A 21,771-nucleotide genomic window follows, 5' to 3' on the forward strand; every position below is an offset into this window, starting at 1 on the left:
TTCGCGTCACGCAAGCATAAAGTGCAGATCGACTTGCCGCCCGAATGAACCAATCCAATTAGCGCGTCGAATGGAGATTTCGATCGTGATCAGCATCGTCAGGTTCATTGCCGCTTGCGGCCTGGCCGTTACAGCCGCCTTGCCGAATGTCCCTGTCGGCACGGGCACGCTGGTTGCCGGCGCAGCCCTCGTTCACGCAACCGCTCCCGCTTTCGCTCAGGAAGGCGATGACGGTGACGATGGCGACGACGGGGATGATGGCGGCGGTGGCGGCGGTGGTGCTGGCCCAAGCGGCGGTGGCCGATCGGGCGGAGATGGCGAAAGCCGGCAGTTTCGCGGCGGCAGCGGTCAGGCACCCGAGTTCATCCGGCGACCATTGCGCACACTTCGCTCGCTCTTCGATCAGGGATCGCCGCCGCCGAGGCAGGCCCGCAGAGCAGCACCGCAGCCGGCACCCTTGCCGGACCGTGCCGCGCGCGAACTGACGGCACTTGGTCTGGACGACGACGACGTGGCCGCACTCGAGGCCCAGGGCTTTGCCGTGGACGAGCGGGTGCTGATCGAACTGCTCGGCGGCGAACTGGTGCGTCTCGTTGCACCGGACGGCGTGTCGCTGGAAGAAGCGCGTGCCACCGTCGCCGGCCTCAACGCGACATCGGCCGTGGATTTCAACCATTATTACCGGCCCGAGGCCCGCCCGCTCGAAGACTGCGAAGGCATGAACTGCCCGGCCACCGAACTCATCGACTGGCACTTTGCAGCGACCGAGGACGGATGCGTGGTGCCGGCACGGATCGGGCTGATCGATACCGGGATCAACCCGGACCACGATGCATTCTCCGCCGGCTCGGTCACGGTCCTCGATCGTGTCGGCCAGGCCGAGGAGACCTCCGACCTCAAACACGGCACCGCCGTCGCAGCGCTTCTCGTCGGATCGAAGCAGGAGCGCACGTCCGGCCTTCTTCCCGGCGCCGATCTGGTTGCGGTCGATGCATTCCAGACGGCAGGCGCCGATACGAGGGCGACCGCCTACGATCTTGTGCGCGCCATCGACCGGGTCGCACGCGAAGAGATCGCGGTCCTCAATCTCAGTCTCGCCGGTCCGGCGAATGAACTGCTCGAGCGCACCGTTGCAGCCATCGCTGAAAACGGGATCATCCTGGTGGCAGCGGCCGGCAACAATGGGCCGAGCGCACCGCCTGCCTATCCTGCAGCCTATGAGGATGTGATTGCGGTGACAGCCGTTGATCGCAGCCGGCGGCCTTACCGGCGAGCGGGGCAGGGCGACCACATCGATATCGCCGCACCTGGCGTGGAGATATGGACGGCGGCGTCGATTTCAGGCGCCCGACCGAAGACGGGCACCTCCTTTGCCGCGCCCTTCGTGACGGCCGCGATCGCGCTCGCCAAGGCCGTCGATCCCACCATGGATGCGGCGACGATCGCGGGTCATCTGGAAGCGAGCGCCGATGATCTCGGTGATCCTGGACGCGACGCTGTCTTCGGCTGGGGCCTGCTCAACACGCCCGCACTGTGTCGCGCCGTCACCGCGGCGCAGGAGGAAGACGACGCGTCGATGCTGATTTCGGCGTCGGAGGAAGGCTCGGGCAATATGGTTGCGGGCGCCGATCCCAATGTGGGTCCGGCAACCGGCGGCAGGGCAAGCGGCGTTCGCTAGAGCCCCAGAGGAGGACGGTTCAGTCGGCCGGGAACCAGTGCTTTGTGCGGTTTGCGAACGCGACCAGCGAAAGCATCACCGGCACCTCGACGAGCACGCCGACCACGGTCGCAAGCGCGGCGCCCGAGCCCAGTCCGAAGAGGCTGATGGCGACGGCAACGGCGAGTTCGAAGAAATTAGAGGTGCCGATCAGCGCGCAGGGAGCCGCGATGGTGAAGGGCAGGCGCCACGCCCGTGCCGCGAAATAGGCGGCGAAGAAGATGCCGTAGGACTGGATTAGAAGCGGCACGGCGATGAGAAGGATTACCAGCGGCTGTTCGAGAATGACTTCTGCCTGGAAGCCGAACAGCAGCACGACGGTGACCAGCAACCCGAAGACGGAAGCTGGTTTCACGCGGGCACTGAAGCGGGCAATGGCTGCGTCTTCCTCTACCTTGCTTCGCGTGCCCCGGCTGAGCTTTACGCGCGTCAACGCGCCTGCCGCCAGCGGGATGACGATATAGAGCCCGACAGAGAGAAGCAGCGTCATCCATGGCACGACCAGATCGGTGACACCGAGCAGAAGCGCGACGATCGGGGCGAATGCGAACACCATGATGACGTCGTTCACCGAGACCTGGACGAGCGTGTAGTTCGGGTCGCCGCGGGTCATCTGGCTCCAGACGAACACCATGGCCGTGCACGGCGCTGCCCCGAGCAGGATGAGGCCGGCCAGATATTGCTCCGCATCGGCCGGCGCGATCAGGTCTGCGAAGACATACTCAAAGAAGAGCACGCCGAGCGCCGCCATCGTGAATGGCTTCACGAGCCAATTGATGACGATCGTCACCACGAGGCCCTTTGGTTTGGCACCGACCTGGCGCAGGCTCTTGAAGTCGACACCCACCATCATCGGATAGACCATTGCCCAGATCAGCACGGCGACCACGAGGTTGACCGAGGCGTATTCGAACGCCGCCAGGCGCTGGAAAAGTCCAGGAACGAGATTGCCGAGCAGCAGCCCGGCGAGGATCGCCGCACCGACCCAGACTGAAAGCCATTTCTCGAACGGCCCGATGCCGGCCGGAGCCGGCGCCTCGGCGGAAGTGTCGATGGACATGGACGAACCTTCAGGCGGTCAGGATGCGCGCAGCGTGTCGTCTGCGGATGAGCGCCCGATTGCCTCGATCTGGCGCTGAATGGAGAGGCGGTCGAGCGACGCGAAGGGCAGGGCCGTGAACACCGAAATGCGGTTGGACAGCATGCGGAAGGCGTCTGCAAAAGCGAGGTGCTTTTCTGCGTCCGTTCCGGTCGCAGCCGCCGGATCCGGCACGCCCCAGTGCGCGGTCATCGGCTGGCCCGGCCAGACGGGGCACTGCTCGTTCGCGGCGTTGTCGCAGACCGTGAACACGAAATCCATCACGGGAGCATCCGAGGCGGCAAACTCCTCCCAGCTCTTGGAGCGGGCAAAGCCAGTGTCGAAGCCGGAGTGTTCCAGCAGCGACAAGGTGTAGGGGTGGACCATTCCGCGCGGCTGCGATCCCGCTGAGAAGGCGCGGAAGCGCCCGTTCCCAATTTTGTTCAGGATCGCTTCGGCGAGTATCGAGCGGGCTGAATTGGCGGTGCAAAGGAAAAGAACGTTAAAGCTGCGGTGGGTCATGGCGCTCTCTCAGCAATGACAGGTGATGGCCTCGATGACGGGCTGGCAGAGCTCGGGCGATCCGGCGCAGCAGTCCTCCATCAGGAAAGCCAGAAGGTCGCGAACGCCGGTGAAATTCGCACGATAGAGGATCGAACGCCCTTGGCGTTCCGCGGTCACCAGCCCGGCATGGTCGAGAATCTTGAGATGGGCAGACAAGGTGTTTTGAACCGCGCCAAGCCGCGAAGCGATTTCACCGGCCGGAAGCCCCTCGGCGCCGGCGCGTACCAGAAGGCGAAACACATCGAGCCGCGTTTCCTGGCCGAGTGCCGCAAGCGCTCCGAGTGCAGATAACTTGTCCATATATCCAGCTTTCTAGAATTATGAGTTAAATAGCAGGTCGTTCGGTGACACGCAAGTGACGATCATCGCCGATCCGCGCTTAGCGCGGCCGGTCGGCTGAGCCATGCGACACCGCAATCCATGGCCTTCGCGCCTGGCGCACCCTATCTTTCACATGTGCATGCGAAAGAGCCAGATGCTGACCCTCCGGAATGTTTCAAAGACCTACCCATCGGCGCAGGGGCCCGTTCACGTCCTGCGCGGTATCGATCTTGATCTGCCAGCGGGGCAGACGCTGGCGCTGACCGGCGAATCCGGCAGCGGCAAGAGTACGCTTCTGCACCTTGCCGCGGCACTCGACGCGGCTGACGGCGGTGAAATCGTCGTTGCGGGCCAGAGCCTGGTCGGCATGGGCGACAGTGCGCGTGCCCAGTTGCGCCGCGAGCGGATCGGCCTCGTCTTCCAGCAGTTCAATCTGGTGCCAAGTCTGAAGGTTCGCGAAAACCTTGCGTTCCAGGCGCGCATCGCCGGTCGGCATGACCCGGCCTGGGTCGAGAGCCTGACGCAGAAGCTCGGCCTTTCGAAACTCGTCGACCGTTATCCCGAGCAATTGTCAGGTGGCCAGCAACAACGCGTCGCCATCGGCCGCACGCTCGCCTGCCGGCCGAACCTCATTCTCGCAGACGAGCCGACCGGCAATCTCGATGAGGAGACCAGCGATGCGGTGCTGAAACTCTGCCTCGATCTCGTCGAGCAGACCGGAAGTGCGTTTCTGATGGTGACGCACAGCCCCCGTCTGGCAGGCCTGCTCGGGCGGCGCATTCACTTGAGCGCAGGCCGGCTCGCGTGAAGCGTCATCTCTGGACGCTCGCGGTTTTGCTGTCGCACTGGCGGAGGCGTCCGTTCCAACTGATGACGCTCGTCATCGGACTTGCGGTCGCAACTGCGCTGTGGAGCGGCGTGCAGGCGCTGAACGTACAGGCACGGCAAAGCTATGACCAGGCCGCAAGATTGATCGGCGGCGACGCGTTTGCGAGCCTCAGGCCCACCAACGGGACGAATTTCGAGCAGGCGCTTTACGTCACACTGCGCCGCGCCGGCTGGGATGTGTCGCCTGTCATCGAAGGCGATGTGCGCATCGCCGACCGAAGCATCCGCATCGTCGGCATCGATCCGGTGACGCTGCCGCAGGGTGCCGGCCCGATCACGCGCGATGCGCTGGATGATGGTCCGGAGACCGCCGACGGGAGCGGCGAGAGCCGCGCCGTGCGCCTGCTGACGGCGCCGTCTCTCGCGCTTGGGGATGCCGAGACGGTTGCGGCGCTGGGCGGCGTGGATACGCGACCAACGCTCGGAAACGGCGGACAGCTGCCGCCGCTCGTCGTCGCCACTTCCCTGCCGCCCGAGACACTGGTGACGGATGTCGGCGTGGCGCAGGCGCTCCTCGATCAGCCGGGGCGGTTGTCTCGCCTGATCCTGACCGCTGCGCCTGAAACGCGTTCTCAATCTCTGGCAGATCTGACCGGCGGCGCGCTGGAGCGGGTCGAACCGGACGACCAGGGCGATCTGGAACGGCTGACAGACAGCTTTCACCTGAACCTCACGGCCTTCGGCTTCCTGTCCTTTCTCGTCGGCCTGTTCATCGTCCATGGTGCGATCGGGCTTGCCTTCGAACAGCGTCGGCCGATGCTGCGCACCATGCGCGCGTGCGGCGTCTCGGCGCGCGCGCTGACAGCCGTGATGCTGCTTGAACTGACGACGATCTCGGCGCTCGCCGGCATTATCGGCACGGTTGCCGGTTATGTCATCGCCTCGGCTTTGCTGCCGGACGTGGCGGCAAGCCTGCGCGGTCTTTACGGGGCGCGTGTTGCCGGGGAACTGTCGCTGCAGCCGAGCTGGTGGCTGGCCGGCGTCGCGATTAGCGTCATCGGTGCTCTCGTCGCCGCGGGATCGAGCCTCTATCGCGCCTGGCGCCTGCCACTCTTCGCCACGGCACAGCCGGAAGCCTGGGCCGGTGCCGAGGCGCGGGCGCGCCGCTGGCAACTGGCTGCGGCGGTCTTCCTTGCAGCGATCGCGATCGGCGTGCTGCTCCAAGCCTCAGGCCTGGTTGCGGGCTTCGTGCTGATGGGTTCAGTGCTGCTTGCCGCAGCGCTGCTGTTACCATCGGCTCTGGTTGGGCTGCTTGCCATCGCGCAGCGCCTTGTGCGCGGGCCGGTGGCGCAATGGTTCTTTGCGGATGCCCGCCAGCAATCGGGCGGCCTGTCGCTCGCCCTGATGGCGCTGCTTCTTGCACTTGCCGTGAATATCGGCGTCGGCACGATGGTCGACAGCTTCCGCCAGACCTTCACCGGCTGGCTCGACCAGCGCCTCGCCGCCGAACTCTATGTCGGTGCGCGAGACCCGGCGCGCGCCGCAGACATTGCCGACTGGCTCGAGACGCGGAACGATGTCGACGCAGTGCTGCCCGTTTGGGACGCGGAAACACGCTACCGAGGTTTTCCTGTCGAGGTCTTCGGTTTCTCCAACCACCCGACTTATTCCGATCATTGGCCGCTCCTGGCGAGCCTTCCCGATGCCTGGAGCGAGGCGGAGGCCGGGCGCGCGGTGCTTATCAGCGAACAGCTCGCACGCCGCTTTGCGCTTGCCCCCGGCGACCCTATCGACATTGCCGCGCCCGGAGGCGACTGGGACGGCACGGTTGCCGCGATCTATTCCGACTATGGCAATCCGCGCGGTCAGGTCATGATCGCGGTGGATGAGCTCGTCGCGCGCTTTCCTCACGCAGAGCGCGGCAATTTTGCCGTGCGCGTTGCGCCGGAAGCTGTCGATACCGTCATGGACGATCTGACGGCGGCGTTCGGTGCGGGCACGGTGGAAGTGGTCGACCAGCGCACCATCAAGGATATCTCTCAGCGGATCTTCGATCGCACCTTTGCCGTCACGCTCGCACTCAATACGCTCACTCTTATTGTTGCCGGCATCGCGCTTCTGGCCAGCCTGCTGACGCTCGCAGATGCGCGGCTTCCGCAGCTTGCACCGCTTTGGGCGCTGGGCCTTACGCGGCGTCGGCTTGCCGCGATGGAACTGATCAAGGCCGCGACACTTGCGCTTCTGACAGCGCTTCTTGCCATCCCGCTCGGCCTGGCGGTGGCGTGGATCCTCACCAATGTCATCAATGTGGAAGCCTTCGGCTGGCAGTTGCCGGTCTACGCCTTCCCCGAACAATGGCTGCGGCTCATCGTTCTGGCGCTGATCACCGCAATCGCCGCTGCCGCTTGGCCGGCACTCAGCCTTCGCCGCATGCCGCCAACGAAACTGCTCAAGGTGTTCGCCGATGAACGTTAGAGCCGTGCTGTTCATTTTGCTGGTCTTCGCCGTACCGGCCTTTGCGCAAGGGTTTGCGGGGCTTGGCACCGATGCGGAAGGCTATAGTACCGTGGAGCCCGGCCGCACCTTCTCGTTTCCGGTCGATCACGGCCCGCACGAAGGCTTTCGCATTGAATGGTGGTACGTCACCGCCAATCTGGAGGATACGGACGGCAACGATTACGGCCTGCAATGGACCCTGTTCCGCCAGGCCTTGGCGCCGGGTGAAGAAGGCGAGGGCTGGGAAAGCAGCGCGCTCTGGATGGGCCATGCTGGCCTGACGACCGGCGAACGCCATTTCAGTGCCGAAAAATTCGCCCGCGGCGGCATTGGTCAGGCCGATGTCACCGCCGCTCCGTTCGAGGCGTTCATCGATGATTGGGCGCTCACCGGAGATATTGCTGCTGAACAAGCACCAGACGGCGACACGATGGCCGAAGTCGCGGTCAACGCGACCGGAGCAGATTTCAGCTACGCGATGACCCTCACCACCGAGCGTGCGCCCGTGTTGCAAGGCGAGGCGGGTTACAGCGTCAAGTCCGATGCCGGCCAGGCATCCTATTACTACAGCCAGCCATTCTATCGGGCGGAAGGGACGATCACCGTAGACGGTGAAGCAATTCCGGTCACGGGAACCGCATGGCTGGACCGCGAATGGTCGAGCCAGCCGCTCGCGGACGACCAGGAAGGCTGGGACTGGTTCTCGCTGCACCTGCCAGGCGATGACAAGCTGATGCTGTTTCAGGTGCGGTCGGAAGATGGATCGAGCTATTATTCCGGCACTTGGTTCACCCCGGATGGCGTGGCGACCCCGCTCGCCAATGACGCGATCACCATGACGCCGCTCGGCACGACCGATATCGACGGGCGCCTCGTGCCGACGCAATGGCGTCTAGAAATCCCCTCCCGCGATTTCGAAATCACCACAGAGGCGCTCAACCCGCAAAGCTGGATGGCGACGACGTTTGCCTATTGGGAAGGCCCGATCCGGTTCTCGGGCACCCATGAAGGCAAGGGCTACCTCGAAATGACCGGCTACGACTCCGACTGAGCGGACGCTCCATTCCTCGCCGACCTCACCTGTTCAGGTGATAGCGGGGCGATTTTCGCCGTGATTGTATCCCCGCCAATGGCAGCGCCGCGCTCGACCGTCCGTCGAGCAGGCGCAGCCGGGCAGGGGGCTGGGGAAATTGCATGAATCCACCTGCTTGAAACAATCAACAGGAGCAGGTGGATGAACAAGCCAGTGGCAAGATTTTTGGTTCTCGGGATGGCATCGGCATTGGCCGCATGCAGCAGTTCCGGCAGCAGCGGCGTCGCGGGAGCGGGAGCAGGCGGTGGCGGAGGTGCATCCGCCGGTGGCTCGCTGCCGATCACGGCTCAAGGCCGCATGCTCGCCGTGCGCCTCCCGGCCAACGTCACGTCGACCGTCAGCTCGTTCAATCAGCTGCCGCAACTCGATACGCCTGCCACCTCGGCCGTGGCGCTCGATCGCACCGCCGCTGGCGGTGTGGGTATTTCGGGCTCTGCGAAAGAAGATCCGAGCCCCAACAACAACCAGGGCGCCGCCGGTATCGCACCACCGGCCCTGATTTCGGCATCGGCTGACGGAACCCTCGCCGGCGGTGCGGCGATCATCGGCCTGACCGATGCCAAGGGCAACGTCTATTTCGAGAATGGTAACTTTGGCGATCCGCAGGTTGAAAGCGCCAATGCGGCGATCAGCAGCGTCAGCGTCTACAATGTCAGCGCCACCGAGCAGATCGTTCTGTCGGACGCGACCACCATCCGCTACCGCGACGGCAATGCTGGCGATACGGCGGCAAACTACGGCGTCGGCTATGTCGGCAATGCCACCACCAATATGCCGACCTCCGGCACGGCGAGCTACAAGGGCTTTTTCGAAAGCGGCCAGTCGATTTATACGCGACCGGATGGCTCGGTCGAGAATTTCGGCTTCGACAACAACGCCACTGTCGCGCTCGCTGCCGATTTCGCAGCCGGCAAGGTGACCGGCGGCATCACCGGCGGCCAATTGCGCGCCTTCACCAATCTCGGCCAGAACGTCGTCGATGTCGCGCCGACGATCACCGGCATGGCGATCGACGCCACGATTACCGGCGCCGATTATGCGGGCACCGCGCGGCTCGTTGACGCGCAAGGAGCGGCGGTCGGCACCGTATCGAATGGCGAGGCCATCGGCAGCTTCTTCGGAAACGCTGGCCGCGAAACGGTGGCCGCGGTGTCCATCGAAGGCAACGCCACGCTCGAGGGTGGGGCGAGCGATTATGTCTTCCAGGGCGTGATCGGGGCGGTGAAGCAGTAGCGGCAAGCGGGGCCCATGGCCGTGGCCGCCACCCTTCACAAACCGCGCCCGCGCAGAACGAGGTCGCTGCCACGCGGCAGCGTCCGGATGCTTAGCATCTGGGTGCTGATCGTCCTGTTCGTCACCGTTCCGCTCGCTTTGGCGACACCGGGGGAAGTGGCAGGCGAAGGCGAGTCGACCGCCTCGCCTTCGCCTGCCGCGCGCTACGGCGACCTCACCCAGGCCGAGCGCATTCAGGCCATTCGTGGTTTCATCGAGCGGGGGGATCTGGATACCGCGCAATTGCTGCTCGCCAACTCCCGCTTCGATGAGGGCGACCTCGGCTATCAAGCAGCTTTTCTGCAGACCATCGTACTAGAGCGGCGGGGTGAACTAGCCGAAGCGGAACAGCTGTCGCGGACGATCCTCGCAGAGCGGCCCGAGTTCGATCTCGTTCGGATGCATCTTGCACGCATTCTCGCGCGGCAGGGCAATGCCACCGGTGCGACCTATCATTTGCGCCTGCTTGCTGAATCCAGCAGCGACCGCACGTCCCGCGAGCGGTTCGAAAGCTTCATCGACGCGCTGGACGCAAACCGGCCGTTCACTGTGGGCGGGTTCATCTCTTTTGCGCCCAGTACGAACGTCAACAATGGCAGCTCCGGCACGCAGGTCATGCTCGGCGGCCTTCCCTTCACGATCGATGAAGGCGGACGGGCGCAGTCCGGCATGGGCGTTCGCGCCGGTCTGAACGCCGGTTACTCGCATGCGCTGAACGAGCAATTCACGCTCTACACCGCTGGATCGGCCGTGTTTTCGGATTATTCCGGCAAGGATTTCGACACTCTGGTCGGCGATCTGCGTGTCGGCATGCGCTACCGCACGGCAAGCCGCATGCTGAGCGCGGAATTCATCGCCGACCGGCGCTGGTTTTCGACCACACCATCGGATTACGGCATCGGCGGCCGCATCTTCGGCAGCCAGGCGCTGATGCCCAAGCTGATCGCGTCCGGCGAGTTGCTCTTCATCGATCGAACCTATGACGATATCCCGTCGGCGGCAGCCGAGACGGTGCGGGCAAATGGCAGGCTGAGCTACTATCCAAGCGCCGCATTCTCGGTTTTCGCGGGTGCCGGCGGCGAGTGGGAACAGGTGGACGGGCGGCCCCACAACGCCTTTGACGGCGCCTTCGTTGAGATCGGTGCGACCCGGCAGTTCGCCTACGGCATCACCGCGTCCTTGCAGGCCAAGGTCGGCAAGCGTGACTATGAAGCCGATTTTCCCGGCATGACCGAGCCGCGAGAGGACGACTATCTCGAGCTTCGCAGCGGCTTCGTGAAGCGGGACTGGCAGTTTCAGGGTTTCACGCCGCAACTGGCCGTCAGCTACTACGACCAGTCAAGCAACGTGGTCTTCTACGACTACGACAAGCTCGGCTTCGACATCACACTGACCAAGGAATTTTAGAAAATGCGAGAATTCAGTTGAGTGGTCGCAAGTCTTGGCTCTAGACTTCGGATCGGGGATTGACTGGGGGCGGTGCCGCGGCGCCGTATTTCGCCTGTGACGCTGGTCCAGCGCTTTTCACTGGCCTTGACGATCATCGCGCTGGTAACGGCGCTGACGATGCTTGTCGCCATGCGCAATCCCCACCTGGGATTGCTTCTGGAACTGGATGCCGACGCCGGCACTGTGCTGGTCTCGGGCTCAAGTGGTCCGGCGGCAGAGGCAGGCGTCCTATCCGGATCGCAGCTGATCTCAATCGCTGCCGCCGCTGATCCGACAGAAGCGATCCTGCTTGAGCCGCTGGACCTGATCGACGAGCCCGACACGCTCGACTACGCAACTTACGATCGCTTCGTCGATCGGCAGGGCGAACTCCATGGCGCGTTGTCCGCCGGACCGGTTGCGGTGACGGTGGCCGAGCCAGGCCAAGATCAGCGCTCGATCACTGTTCGGGCGACCGCATGGCGACCGATATCGGCATTGCCCTTCGCATTCTGGTACCAGATCGCCTGCGCCGTCATCATCTGCGTCATCGGAGCCTGGGTGCAGTGCCTCAGCCCCAAGGATGGCAAGGTCCGCTTCTTCGCCTTCGCCGGATATGGAGTTGCTTTGGCCGTCTTCAGCGCGGCGGCTTACTCGACCCGCGAACTCGCGCTGTCGGAGCCGGTCTTCCGCAGCCTGTCCATCCTGAACAACATCGGCGCCATGTCCTTCGGCATCGGCATGATCGGGCTTTTCGCCCGCTATCCAGTCGATCTGAAAATCGCGCGCCTCACCAATGGCCTGATCGCAATCTTCGTCCTGTGGATCGCAGCGACCCACTTGCGGATTTTCTACGATGCCGGGCTCGGCACCATGGGCTATCTCGGCATCCTGTGCGAGATGATTGCGATCGTCGTTCTTACCGGCGCGCAATATGTGGCAACGCGGCGCGATCTTGCGGCCCGCCGTGCGCTCACCTGGCTCGGCGTCAGCGTCATCCTGGGCGCAGGCGCCTTCGTGCTCCTGGTCGCGGTGCCGTTGCTCATGGGATTGAACGTCGTCCTGCCGCAGGGCTACGCCTTCGGCTTCTTCGTCCTGATCTATCTCGGCGTCGCACTTGGGCTGACGCGATACCGGCTGTTCGAGCTCGATCGTTGGGCGTTTTCGATCTTCACCTACGTGCTGGCAGCGTTCCTGTTCGCGGCTATCGATTTCACGCTGATCGGCATGCTGGCGCTGACGCCAGCCGTCTCGCTCGGCATCACCGCGGTGCTCGTTGGCCTGCTTTACCTGCCCGTGCGCAACCTCCTGATGGCCAGATACATGGCGCGCAAGGAGCTGGATCCGCTGGCGCTTTATCGGGCCTCGACGGAGATCGCGCTTCAGACTTCGAGCGAAGCCCGTGCCGAGCGGTGGCGGCAGGCGCTCGTCGAGTATTTCGAACCTCTGCACGCGGATGTGCCGGAAACTTCCGGCCAGAGCCCCGCCATACGAGATGACGGCGCGACACTGCTGCTTCCTGCCTATGACTGGTCGCCTCCTTTGCGATTGCGTCATCCCAAGCGCGGCCGCGCCCTGTTCGGAACGCCGCATCTCGCCATCGTCGAGGATTTCGTGCGGCTGGTGGCGGCTGCGGAGGAACAGCGCGATGCCTATGACCGGGGCGTCAAGGAGGAGCGCGGGCGCATCGGCCGCGATCTGCACGACAGTGTCGGCGCACGGCTTCTGTCGAGCTTGCGCGCCACCGACGACACGGATGCACGCCAGATGGTGCGCAATGCGCTTGGCGACATCCGCGAAATCGTCGGAGGCCTTTCGGACCGCCGCGAGACGCTGGCAAACATCATCGCCGAACTGCGCGCCGAGACGATGGAACGGCTGGATGACGGCACCGTCGAATGGCCGCTGTCCGAGGCCGACCGTTCGGGTCTCGTGCTGCCTTATCTGGTGTTCCGCAACTTCACCTCGGCGCACCGCGAACTTGTGACCAATGTCATCAAGCACGCGCCGGGCGCGGATATCGTCGTGACGACCGAGCTTCTCGGCGATCGTCTCGTGCACACAGTGGAAAACACGCTGCCGGGCGCGGCGTCGCAGGAAAACCGACGGGCGTTCTCCGGCAATGGCCTTGAAAACATCGCCGCGCGCGCCCGCCAGACCGGCGGCCAATTCGACTACCAAGTGACGCCGAAGGCCTTCATCGCGACCATCAGCCTGCCGGTCGCCATCGGAGCCGTCGCCGCATGAAGGTGGAGCGGGTTCTGGTTATCGAGGACAACGCCCGCGCCAGACAGTGGATGGTGGAATGTGTCGCTGCCGGGTTCCCGGGCGCGCAGGTCAGCGAGGCGACGTGTCTTGAAGATGCGCGGCGATGCCTGCGCAATGCCGTGGCGTGGGCGCGGGCGCACGGACTTCCCGGCGCGTTCGATCTCGTTCTGATCGATATCGGCCTGCCGGATGGATCGGGCATCGATCTCATCGAGGAGATCAACGCATGCGACAGCCACTGTGCGCCTGTCATCACCACGATCTTCGATGATGCGCAGCAGATCTTCGACGCAATTTCCGCCGGTGCACGGGGCTACCTTTTGAAGCATCATGACACCGAACGGTTCATCCAGCTGATGAAGCGCATCATCGACGACGAGCCGCCGCTGTCGCCCGCCGTCGCGCGTCACGTCATGACGGCGCTGCAATCCCTGAACGCGCGCATGGTGCCGGATGCAGCGCTGACCGCGCGCGAGGAAGAGGTGCTCACCCTTCTGGGCCGGGGGTTTCAGCTGAACGCGGTGGCGAAGACTTTGACGATTTCGCAAAACACCGCATCCACCCACGTGAAGTCCATATATCGCAAGCTCAACATCAAGACGCGGGCCGAGGCGGCCCTTGCCGCCCGCGACCGCGGCCTTCTTCAGCGCGAACACTGACCGAAGGTAGCGCCAGCCCGAGGGTTGACGCGCGCGGCCAGCCGGCCAACATGCCGGTCTTTCGGAGAGATGTGCGCAATGCGATGGATCGTCGGGGCCGCTGTGGCCGTTCTTTTGGCAACACCGCTTCTGACCTTGCCGGCGGCAGCCGATTTTCGTGGCCATGGCGGGCCGATCCGGGCGCTGGCCGTCTCGGCTGATGGATCGCAGATCCTGTCCGGCTCCTTCGATACGACCGCTATTCTCTGGAGCCGCGATACAGGCGCCGCTGTCTCCGTGCTGCGCAGCCACGACGAATCGGTCAACACGGTGGCGCTGTTGCCCGGCGGCGGCATGGTCACCGGCGGCCAGGATGGCCGCATCGTCATCTGGAACGCCGATGGTGAACCGCGCGAGCTTGGGCGACACGATGGCCCGGTGGCGAGCCTCGCCCTGTCGGCAGACTCCAGAACCGTCGCCTCGGCCTCGTGGGACGGAACGGCGCGACTCACGCCACTTGACGGCAGTGATTATCGCTCGCTGACCGGTCATCAAGGCAACGTGAACGCGGTCGCGTTCCTGCCCGACGGCCGGGCCGTGACGGCTGGATATGATGCAACACTGCGGATATGGCCGCTCCAAGATGGGCCTGCGGAAGTGATCCCGGTCAACGCACCGTTGAATGCGCTCGCAGTCATGAGTGACGGAACGATCGTCGCCGCGGGTGTTGACGGTCGGCTTCGGATCCGAACCTTGGACGGCGCGCTCCGCGAGATCGAAACAGCGCCTGTTCCCGTAACGGCACTTGCCATTTCGCCGGACGAGGCAACGATCGCCTCCGCCGCGATCGACGGCTCGATTTGGCTGGTGGACCGGGCAAGCGGCTCGGTGCGCCTCACGCTGCAGGGCGCCGACAGTCCGGTGTGGTCGCTGGCGTTCGATCCCGGCGACGGCAGTCTTCTTGCAGGCGGCGGGGACCGCGTCATCCGCCAGTGGGATGCGGCGACCGGGGAGCGGCTGAACCGGACCGACGCGGGCGAAACGATCGAGGATTTCGGCGACAGTCGAGGTGCCCAGGTCTTTGCCGCCTGCCAGGCCTGCCACACACTGTCGGAGGATGCCGGCAATCGCGCCGGGCCCACGCTGCACGGTATTTTCGGTCGCCGCATCGGCACTGCCGAGGGCTACAACTATTCCGAAGCGCTCAAGGGCATGGACATCGTCTGGACCCCGCAAACCGTGTCCGAGCTCTTCGATGTCGGCCCGAACCACTACACGCCCGGCACCAAGATGCCTGAGCAGCGGATCACCGATCCCGCCGATCGCGCAGCGCTCATGGAGTTTCTGGAGGAGCGGACCCGGTAGCCTCTCAATGTCGGCTCTGGTTCCGCTCTTCGCGTTCGCGCAGATAGTCGTCCGTGGTGCGAACCGTGCGCGTTTCGGCCTGGTGCGGATCGAAGCTTTCCTTGACGACGACGGCCACGCGGCAATCCTCGCACATTTCCAGAACCCGACGGCGCTGTTCGCCCTCCGGCCCTGAGAACATCCAGTGGCTTTCGAGCTTCTCGATCACACGATTGATCGTCGAGCGCGTGCCGAAAGCCTTGCCGCATTCGATGCAGTGATGCGGTTCTTCCTCTTTCAGCAGCCGCTTGGGCTCTGCCCAGGACGTGAAATCGAGCCGTGGCGCAAGCGTGATGACATCTTCCGGGCAGGTTGCTTCGCAAAGGCCGCACTGCACGCAGAGGCTTTCCGAAAAGCGCAGCGTCGGACGGTCCGGATTGTCGGTGATCGCATTGGCGGGGCAGGCGGACACGCAGGAGAGACACAGCGTGCAGCCATTGACATCCACCTCGATGCCGCCGAAAGGCGCACCGCGCTCAAGTGCGATCACGTCGACCGGCGAAGGTGCGGCACGATGCAGTTCGCGGAAAGCGAGTTCGAGCAGCCCGCGCTTTTCCGGCGGCGGAAGGAAACTCGCCGGCACCGCCGTGCGGGCGGGCATCGCACAAGGGGCTGCAAGCGCCTCGCCGAGCTGGTCCGGATCATCCGTCTCGATCAGCTGGACGAGATCATCGCCGTATCCAAGTTCGGAGAAGATGCGGTTGGTCATTGCCAGAATGGCCGTCAGGCCCGACAGATCGTGCTTCGGCCTGGCGCGGGATGCGAGGAACACGCGGTCTGCGCCATAGGCGACGGCCGCTGCCAGAAGTTCCGGGCCGGTCTGCGTGATCTCGTTGACGAGCAGCGGGATCACCCGCGCCGGCAGGCCCTGGCCAAAGCGCGCAAGCGCATCGATGAGCGGCGCGCCATGGTCGCCATCGTGCAGCAGGATCGCGGGCCTCGTGCCGCCTGCCTTGAAATAGGCCGAGAGCATGACGCGCAGTTTCTCGGTGACGGCATCGACCGGCGGCAGCGCGTATGAAACGGCACCGGTCGGGCAGGCGCCGGCGCACTGGCCGCATCCAGCGCAGATGGCAGCGTCGATCGCGACATGATCGCCGTCCGGGGTGATCGCGCCGGTCGGGCAAAGATCGAGGCAGCGGGTGCATCCGGTGATCGTCGAGCGGGAATGGGCGCAGATCGATGCATCGAAGGTCACGTAACGCGGCTTGTCGAAGATGCCGACAAGGCCCGATGCCTTGAGGATCAGCCGCTCGATGGCCGCGTTGTCGCGCGGATCGACGCGCAGATAGCCGTCACGCAGGTCGTCGGCGGAAAAGAGAGGCTGGTCGCCGGTCAGGTCGATGATGAGGTCGCAGCTGGATTCCGCGCCATTGCGGGCGGCACCGAAGATCAGCTTCGAGCGCGATGAGGGCGACGGAAGCGCATAGTCGTCGATGGTGAGCTCGAACGCGCCGAGATGACCCGACGCATTGCGAACCCGGCCCTTCAGCACGGGAAACACCGTTTTTGCCGGCGGCGTCACGTCCTTCGGATCGACGAGGAGCACGGTGATGTCGAGATGATCGGCAAGCCGTGCCGCCACCTCGATCGCGGTTTCGTCGCGGCCAAGGACGAGCGTTACCCCTTGCGATTCGAGCGACACCGTCGAAATGGGCGGCATGTCGACCGCCGCAGCGGCGAGAAGTGCTGCCATCTTGGGGCCTGCTTGGCGTCCTTCGGCGGACCAACCCGCCTGTTCGCGGATGTTGACGAAGGACAATGCGCCGGTGAACCCGGCATCCTCGGCCATTTCGGCAAAGAGCGGCTCTTCCTGTGTGCAGGCGACGGTGATGGGACCGCCATCTTGCAGAGCCGCAGCAAACCGCGTGCTCTCGTGACGGCACAACTGGTCGGCGCGCTCGAAGCTGCCGGTGCAGCCGCGCGCGATCGATCCCTCGTCGAGCGCCATTGTCTTTTCGCACGAGCAGATGAATACACGGCGCTCTGAAGCGCGGCGCCTCGTCTCTGTCATTCCGTCAAACCTCCAGGCCACTCGTCCGCGTGCGATGACGCCGGTTCCGGCCTTGCATTGCCCCATCGGGCACCCTTACTTTTGAGCGGTTCTAACTTAGCCCCAGAGGAATGTCACGAATGCTGAGTGCAGCCGGGGAGGGTGCATTGGTCCTCCCGCCGCTTTTCGAAGCCGTTTTGATCGCTGATCCAAGCGACGTCCATGCCCATGCGTGCCGAATTGCCGCGCAATCGGGCGCCGGAACGCTGGTTTATGCGATCTCGGAGGAAACGGTGGCGCTCGCTATCGTGCTTGAGCCGGACAAGCCGCTGGTCGCTGCGCGCCTCGCCTTTTTCGCCGGTATGGCTGCGATGGGTGATTCGCTTGCCTTCCATTGCGTGCCCGAACGGCAGGTCGCTTTCGCCTGGCCCGACGAATTCCTGTTCGACCTTGCCCGCTTGGGCGGGGCGCGGCTCGCCGTGCCTGAAGGCACCGATGATGACGATGTGCCCGAATGGATGGTCTTTTCCGTCGAACTGATCCATGCCCGGCCGAGCCTTGCCGATCCGGGGGCCTATCCTGGCTCGACATCGCTCGTCGAAGAAGAGTTCGATCCGCCGGAAGCGATCATCGAGAGCTTCACGCGCCACCTGATGCGCGCTTTCGACGCAATGGCGACCGAGGGCATGTCCGCCGTGACGACGGCCTATCTGGAGCGCCTGCAGGCCAATACCGACCGCGATTGGATGATCGACGGCCGCGGCGATCTCCTGCAGCGTGGCGAGCCCGGCGCTGCGCCGACCCGTCATAGCCTGTCGAACGGCCTTGCCGCCTGCCGCTGGTACGACCCGGTCCGCAAGGCGCCGCTTCTATGAGCGCACCGATGAAGCTGCCCCGCACGATCCGGATGGATCCGTCCGATACATTCGTGTTCGCAAAGGCGGCCGAGCCTGGCGAGTGGGCGGTCGCGGGCACGTTTCTGTTCCATGGCGCGAAGATCGCCGATCTTGGGCCCAAGCAACGTACCGCTTTTCGGGCGGGCTTTCTGGGGATCGAGAGCTTCGGCCATTCGACGCTCGCCGTCGTTTCCGAGGTGGTCGGCGACGAAATGGAGGAAGCGACGCACAGCCTTGCCGCACAGCTTGTGCGTCATTGCGGGGCCCCGAGCGTGGAGGTGGCGCTGCCGGCGGCGCGCGAGGAAATCGCATTTGCGGCCGATCTCTGTCGCGACCATGCGATCGGCACATTGCTGGCGCTTCACCGCGCTGAAGAGGACGGCCAGATCCGCGAGCGGTTCCGCACCTTGCGTCCGCGCGCCGAAACGACGATGGCGGGGCCAGGGCTGAAGGGGCTTGATCGCGCCTTCCTGGTGATCGAAACGGATGACGACGACGACCAGCCGGAAGAGCAAGTCGATCTTCTGTCGCTTGGAAAGGAATAGAGTACGTGCGGGAATTTTGGGTATCGAGCGGCCATCACATGGTGCGGCGTCGCGACGATGGGCGGCTTTCAGTGACCGACGAGTTGCTGCTGACCTATCTGGCGCGGCCGGAGATCGTGCCGCCGGAAGATGCGTGCGTGGTGGAGCGCGCGCTTTATCAGCAGCTGAAGGCTTCGCCGCGCGCAGCAGTCGACGCCGCAACGATCGCCTCCATGGCGGATGCCGATGCGCGTGAGAACTGGCAGTTTCTCATCGCCTACCGCGACCTCCTCATTCGTGAGGAGAGCATCGAGGGCGCCTATTTGGCGATCGTCAGGGAGCGCATGCCGGTGCCGCCGCTCTTCCTGAACCAGCTGGTCCATCTCATCCTGCGCAATGCGCTTGAAGGCTGCAGCGATCCCTACGTGCTGCGCGCCGCCGAACTGATGTTCAGGCCGCAGCGCGCGTCCGTGCTGGAGGGTGCACTGTTGCTGGCCGATCAGGAGCTGGTCGAAGAGCGCGAGCGCGAGCAGCACGAAAAGCCCCTGGCCGCGATGTTCGCCGGTGAACCGGGAAGCGAACTCGACGTGCTCGACGAGGACAACGCCTGGACCTATTGGAGCCGATCCGACGCGCACTCCATGGCGCTCAATTTCGGAGGCGATCCGAAAAGCCGCACGGGTCTTGCCGTCGCACTGACCGTCTTCATCCACCATCTGCTCGGGACGAAGGTGACGATCGAGCCTTTGATCGACGTCAAGGAAGTGGACTTCCGCTGGTTCGTCGGTCTCGATCAGGATGCCACGACGCTTGGGAATAGGCTCTGGCGCGGCGAAGAAGTACCATCCGATCTGACGGAGCGTCTGATCGGCCTGTTCCGGCTGGATTTTGCCGAGGACGAGGGGCAGCAAAGGCAGTCGGAAGGGCCGGTCTATCTTCTGATGACGATGAGCCCGGACAAGACCGTGCGGCTGAAGCCTCAAAATCTCGTCACCGGTCTGCCGCTCGCCGAGGACCGACCGGCCGCGTGAACACGAGACAGCGAGACCGTCGCTGTCGGAAAGGAGACCCATGCCAAAGCTTTTCTGTCGTCTCGGCATCGTCACCGTGTCGAGGAAGCCGGTGACGCGATGGGGCAAGCGAGGCTTCGCCCCGCACTCGGTCCTTCCCGACGTCGCGGCAACGCCGGCGGGCGAGCGCTTGAGCCCGCCCGGCGACGTCGAGCTCTATTATGCGGGCGACTTTCAGCTGATGCTCTATTCTGGCGAAGCGGCGCATTATCGCGACAATCTGTTCGCCAAGCCGACTTTGTGGGTGGCGATGCGTCCCGACGACCCGAAGGGCGTCGTTATGCTGACCGCCGATCCTTACGAAGGCGAGGCCCGGGCTGGTGACGAAGCACTCGTCGTCGCTGCATTGCCGATGCCGCCGAGCGTTGCCTTGTGGGTGGAGGGCTTCATGTCGCTTCACTACAAGGAAGAGGTCTTCGTGAAGCGCAAGCGCAAGCGCGCCGATCCCGATGCGCTGACCCGCGGCGGCAAGCGCGTGCTCGACAAGGACGAATTTTTGCCATGACCGGGAGCAAGAGGCGATGAGCGGCAAGAACGAGGACGGCGGCTTCCTGTCACGCTGGTCGCGCCGCAAGCGCGCCGCAGCGGTCGAGGAGGAGCCTGCCACCGATCTTGAGATCGGGCCGAACGACGCCGGCGGCGCCGAGACGGATGGTACGGTGATCCGGGGCCAGGTCGAAGGGCAGGCTGATGCGCCACTTGCCGGGGATGTGGCTCCAGAAGAGACCCTAACCAAGGAAGAGATCGAGGCGCTTCCGCCGCTGGACACAGTCACTTCGCGCGAGGAATTGCAGCTCTTCCTGCGCAACGGCGTGCCCAAAGCTCTGCGGCAGGCGGCTTTGCGCAAGGTCTGGATGCTCAATCCGAAGATTTCCGGCTATCTCGATGTCGCTCGCGACTACGCCTATGACTGGAACGTCGCGGGCGGCGTGCCGGGCAATTCCGGAACACTGTCGCCAGGTGAAGCACTGCGAATGGTCGACAAATTCCTGCAGAAGAAGCCGGAACCAGCGGATGAGCCTTCGTTGAGCGAAAAAGCACCCCAGGTCGCCGCAAAAGCACCGGAGGTCGCCGAAATTGCAGCCGAAGAGATAGAAACGACCGCTGAATTTCCACAGGATCAAACGGAAACCGACACTGTCACCGATAATCCACAGGATACGACTTTCGTCGCAGATGCCGAGGTGACCGTGCCGGACACTGACAGCGCTCCAGGCGATATTGCCCCCCGGAGAAGACATGGAAGCGCCATTCCGCGCTGATCAGTGAACACTCGCGATATGTCTGGTCATGCACGCTCTACGTCGAACGCTGCTCTAAGGAAAATACCGGATGAATCGCAGGAATTTGCAGGATTATGGGATATCGCTTTCCGCTGAAGCAATCGTATAAGACCTAAATCCTGTGCGTTTTTATCAGGAATTTCACGGACTTGACGCATTGCTGCAATGGTTGCACGCGGCGTTGCGTTCCCTCATGTTTTGTAACAACAAGAAATGGTTGGGATCGAATCCCGATCTTCTAGGGTAGAGGAGCGCGGCGCGTTGAGCGCAGTCGAAAGAACACGGGCGGGTAACGTCAAAGCCGACGAAGTCGATTTTCTGCGCGCGCAGGAATACCGGCTACTCGCGGCGCTTTTGCGTGGTGCGCCCAGCGCCGACCTGCTGTCGGACCTTTCGCAGTTGCGCGGCGACGAGACGCCGCTCGGTTCGGCCCATACCGCGCTGGCTTCGGCTGCGAACGAGGCGGATCCTATTGCTGTCGACCGCGAGTTCTTCTCGCTCTTCGTCGGCGTCGGTCGTGGCGAGCTTCTGCCCTACGGGTCGTTCTATCTCACCGGGTTCCTGAACGAGCGCCCGCTCGCCGCGGTGCGCCACGACATGGCCAAGCTCGGCCTGGAGCGGGCTGAGGGTCTCTTCGACCCGGAAGACCACATCGCGACGCTGTGCGACGTGATGGCGGCGCTGGCGACCGGTGACGTCCCCGCGGATGCTGTCAGCGAGGCCGATTTCTTTCGCTGGCATCTGGCGCCGTGGGTTGATCAGTTTTTCGCCGATCTGAAGACCGCGCCTTCAGCATTCTTTTACCGTCACGTGGCGGAAGTCGGATCTGTCTTCATGGCCGTGGAGCGCGAAGCCTTCGCCATGGACGCCGCCTGATTGAGTGCCGGCCGCGAATGCG

General features: G+C 64.1%; 19 protein-coding genes. 15 read left to right on the forward strand and 4 right to left on the reverse strand.

Annotation, left to right across the window (positions count from 1 at the left end; all coding sequences use genetic code 11):
* The first annotated feature begins 85 nt into the window (after window positions 1-85).
* The gene (locus tag QQL76_RS09250; protein WP_499207373.1) at window positions 86-1,678 is read left to right on the forward strand and encodes a S8 family serine peptidase; all 1,593 of its coding nucleotides are present in this window, start codon (window positions 86-88) and stop codon (window positions 1,676-1,678) included.
* 19 nt (window positions 1,679-1,697) lie between these two features.
* Here QQL76_RS09250 and arsB read toward each other — a convergent pair whose 3' ends face one another.
* The 3 genes from arsB to QQL76_RS09265 are packed head-to-tail and all read right to left on the reverse strand — an operon-like array spanning window position 1,698 to window position 3,659.
* Window positions 1,698-2,777, reverse strand: a complete 1,080-nt coding sequence (gene arsB / locus QQL76_RS09255) for an arsenic resistance protein (RefSeq protein WP_499207374.1) — start codon at window positions 2,775-2,777, stop codon at window positions 1,698-1,700.
* Window positions 2,778-2,795: 18 nt separating this feature from the next.
* Complete coding sequence (locus tag QQL76_RS09260) at window positions 2,796-3,317, reverse strand: arsenate reductase ArsC (protein WP_499207375.1); 522 nt, start codon at window positions 3,315-3,317, stop codon at window positions 2,796-2,798.
* Between the two features lie 9 nt (window positions 3,318-3,326).
* Entirely contained in the window at window positions 3,327-3,659 is a 333-nt protein-coding gene (locus QQL76_RS09265) for an ArsR/SmtB family transcription factor (RefSeq protein WP_499207376.1), read from the reverse strand.
* Window positions 3,660-3,834: 175 nt separating this feature from the next.
* Between QQL76_RS09265 and QQL76_RS09270 the strand changes: the two genes are divergently transcribed.
* The 8 genes from QQL76_RS09270 (at window position 3,835) to QQL76_RS09305 (ending at window position 15,068) form a co-directional block, all read left to right on the forward strand.
* A complete protein-coding gene (locus QQL76_RS09270; RefSeq protein WP_499207377.1) occupies window positions 3,835-4,488 on the forward strand; it encodes an ABC transporter ATP-binding protein in 654 nt (217 codons plus the stop codon).
* Complete coding sequence (locus tag QQL76_RS09275) at window positions 4,485-6,983, forward strand: ABC transporter permease family protein (protein ID WP_499207378.1); 2,499 nt, start codon at window positions 4,485-4,487, stop codon at window positions 6,981-6,983. Before QQL76_RS09270 ends, QQL76_RS09275 begins: the two co-directional genes overlap by 4 nt.
* The gene (locus QQL76_RS09280; RefSeq protein ID WP_499207379.1) at window positions 6,973-8,055 is read left to right on the forward strand and encodes a lipocalin-like domain-containing protein; all 1,083 of its coding nucleotides are present in this window, start codon (window positions 6,973-6,975) and stop codon (window positions 8,053-8,055) included. Before QQL76_RS09275 ends, QQL76_RS09280 begins: the two co-directional genes overlap by 11 nt.
* 183 nt (window positions 8,056-8,238) lie before the next feature.
* On the forward strand, window positions 8,239-9,330 hold the full coding sequence (locus QQL76_RS09285; protein WP_499207380.1) for a HupA family protein: 1,092 nt from the start codon (window positions 8,239-8,241) through the stop codon (window positions 9,328-9,330).
* Window positions 9,331-9,417: 87 nt separating this feature from the next.
* A complete protein-coding gene (locus QQL76_RS09290) occupies window positions 9,418-10,776 on the forward strand; it encodes a porin family protein (RefSeq protein WP_499207381.1) in 1,359 nt (452 codons plus the stop codon).
* A 72-nt stretch (window positions 10,777-10,848) separates the two neighbouring features.
* Window positions 10,849-13,044, forward strand: coding sequence for a sensor histidine kinase (locus QQL76_RS09295; RefSeq protein WP_499207382.1), 2,196 nt, complete (start codon window positions 10,849-10,851; stop codon window positions 13,042-13,044).
* The gene (locus QQL76_RS09300) at window positions 13,041-13,724 is read left to right on the forward strand and encodes a response regulator transcription factor (RefSeq protein WP_126011566.1); all 684 of its coding nucleotides are present in this window, start codon (window positions 13,041-13,043) and stop codon (window positions 13,722-13,724) included. Before QQL76_RS09295 ends, QQL76_RS09300 begins: the two co-directional genes overlap by 4 nt.
* A 78-nt stretch (window positions 13,725-13,802) precedes the next feature.
* Window positions 13,803-15,068, forward strand: a complete 1,266-nt coding sequence (locus QQL76_RS09305; RefSeq protein WP_499207383.1) for a c-type cytochrome — start codon at window positions 13,803-13,805, stop codon at window positions 15,066-15,068.
* Window positions 15,069-15,072: 4 nt separating this feature from the next.
* Here the strand turns inward: QQL76_RS09305 and QQL76_RS09310 are convergent, their stop codons facing one another.
* Window positions 15,073-17,121 carry a 4Fe-4S binding protein gene (locus QQL76_RS09310; protein WP_499207384.1) on the reverse strand — a complete coding sequence of 683 codons (2,049 nt, stop codon included), beginning with the start codon at window positions 17,119-17,121 and terminating at the stop codon, window positions 15,073-15,075.
* Window positions 17,122-17,240: 119 nt separating this feature from the next.
* Here QQL76_RS09310 and QQL76_RS09315 point away from each other — a divergent pair, with 119 nt between their 5' ends.
* From QQL76_RS09315 to QQL76_RS09340, 6 genes are all read left to right on the forward strand, one after another.
* Window positions 17,241-17,975: a lipoate--protein ligase family protein gene (locus tag QQL76_RS09315; protein WP_499207385.1), complete on the forward strand. Its 735-nt coding sequence runs from the start codon at window positions 17,241-17,243 to the stop codon at window positions 17,973-17,975.
* The gene (locus tag QQL76_RS09320) at window positions 17,972-18,541 is read left to right on the forward strand and encodes a DUF6505 family protein (protein ID WP_499207386.1); all 570 of its coding nucleotides are present in this window, start codon (window positions 17,972-17,974) and stop codon (window positions 18,539-18,541) included. The genes QQL76_RS09315 and QQL76_RS09320 overlap by 4 nt, the downstream gene beginning before the upstream one ends.
* Before the next feature lie 5 nt (window positions 18,542-18,546).
* Window positions 18,547-19,551, forward strand: a complete 1,005-nt coding sequence (locus QQL76_RS09325) for a DUF6352 family protein (RefSeq protein WP_499207387.1) — start codon at window positions 18,547-18,549, stop codon at window positions 19,549-19,551.
* Window positions 19,552-19,591: 40 nt separating this feature from the next.
* Window positions 19,592-20,095: a DUF3305 domain-containing protein gene (locus QQL76_RS09330; RefSeq protein ID WP_499207388.1), complete on the forward strand. Its 504-nt coding sequence runs from the start codon at window positions 19,592-19,594 to the stop codon at window positions 20,093-20,095.
* Between the two features lie 16 nt (window positions 20,096-20,111).
* Window positions 20,112-20,852 (forward strand): DUF3306 domain-containing protein, encoded by a 741-nt coding sequence (locus tag QQL76_RS09335; protein ID WP_499207389.1) that lies wholly within the window; start codon window positions 20,112-20,114, stop codon window positions 20,850-20,852.
* 282 nt (window positions 20,853-21,134) lie between these two features.
* Window positions 21,135-21,749: a TorD/DmsD family molecular chaperone gene (locus tag QQL76_RS09340; protein WP_404862691.1), complete on the forward strand. Its 615-nt coding sequence runs from the start codon at window positions 21,135-21,137 to the stop codon at window positions 21,747-21,749.
* The last annotated feature ends 22 nt before the right edge of the window (window positions 21,750-21,771 follow it).

It is taken from the genome of Rhizobium albus (assembly GCA_030160035.1).
Classification (GTDB): domain Bacteria; phylum Pseudomonadota; class Alphaproteobacteria; order Rhizobiales; family Rhizobiaceae; genus Georhizobium; species Georhizobium albus.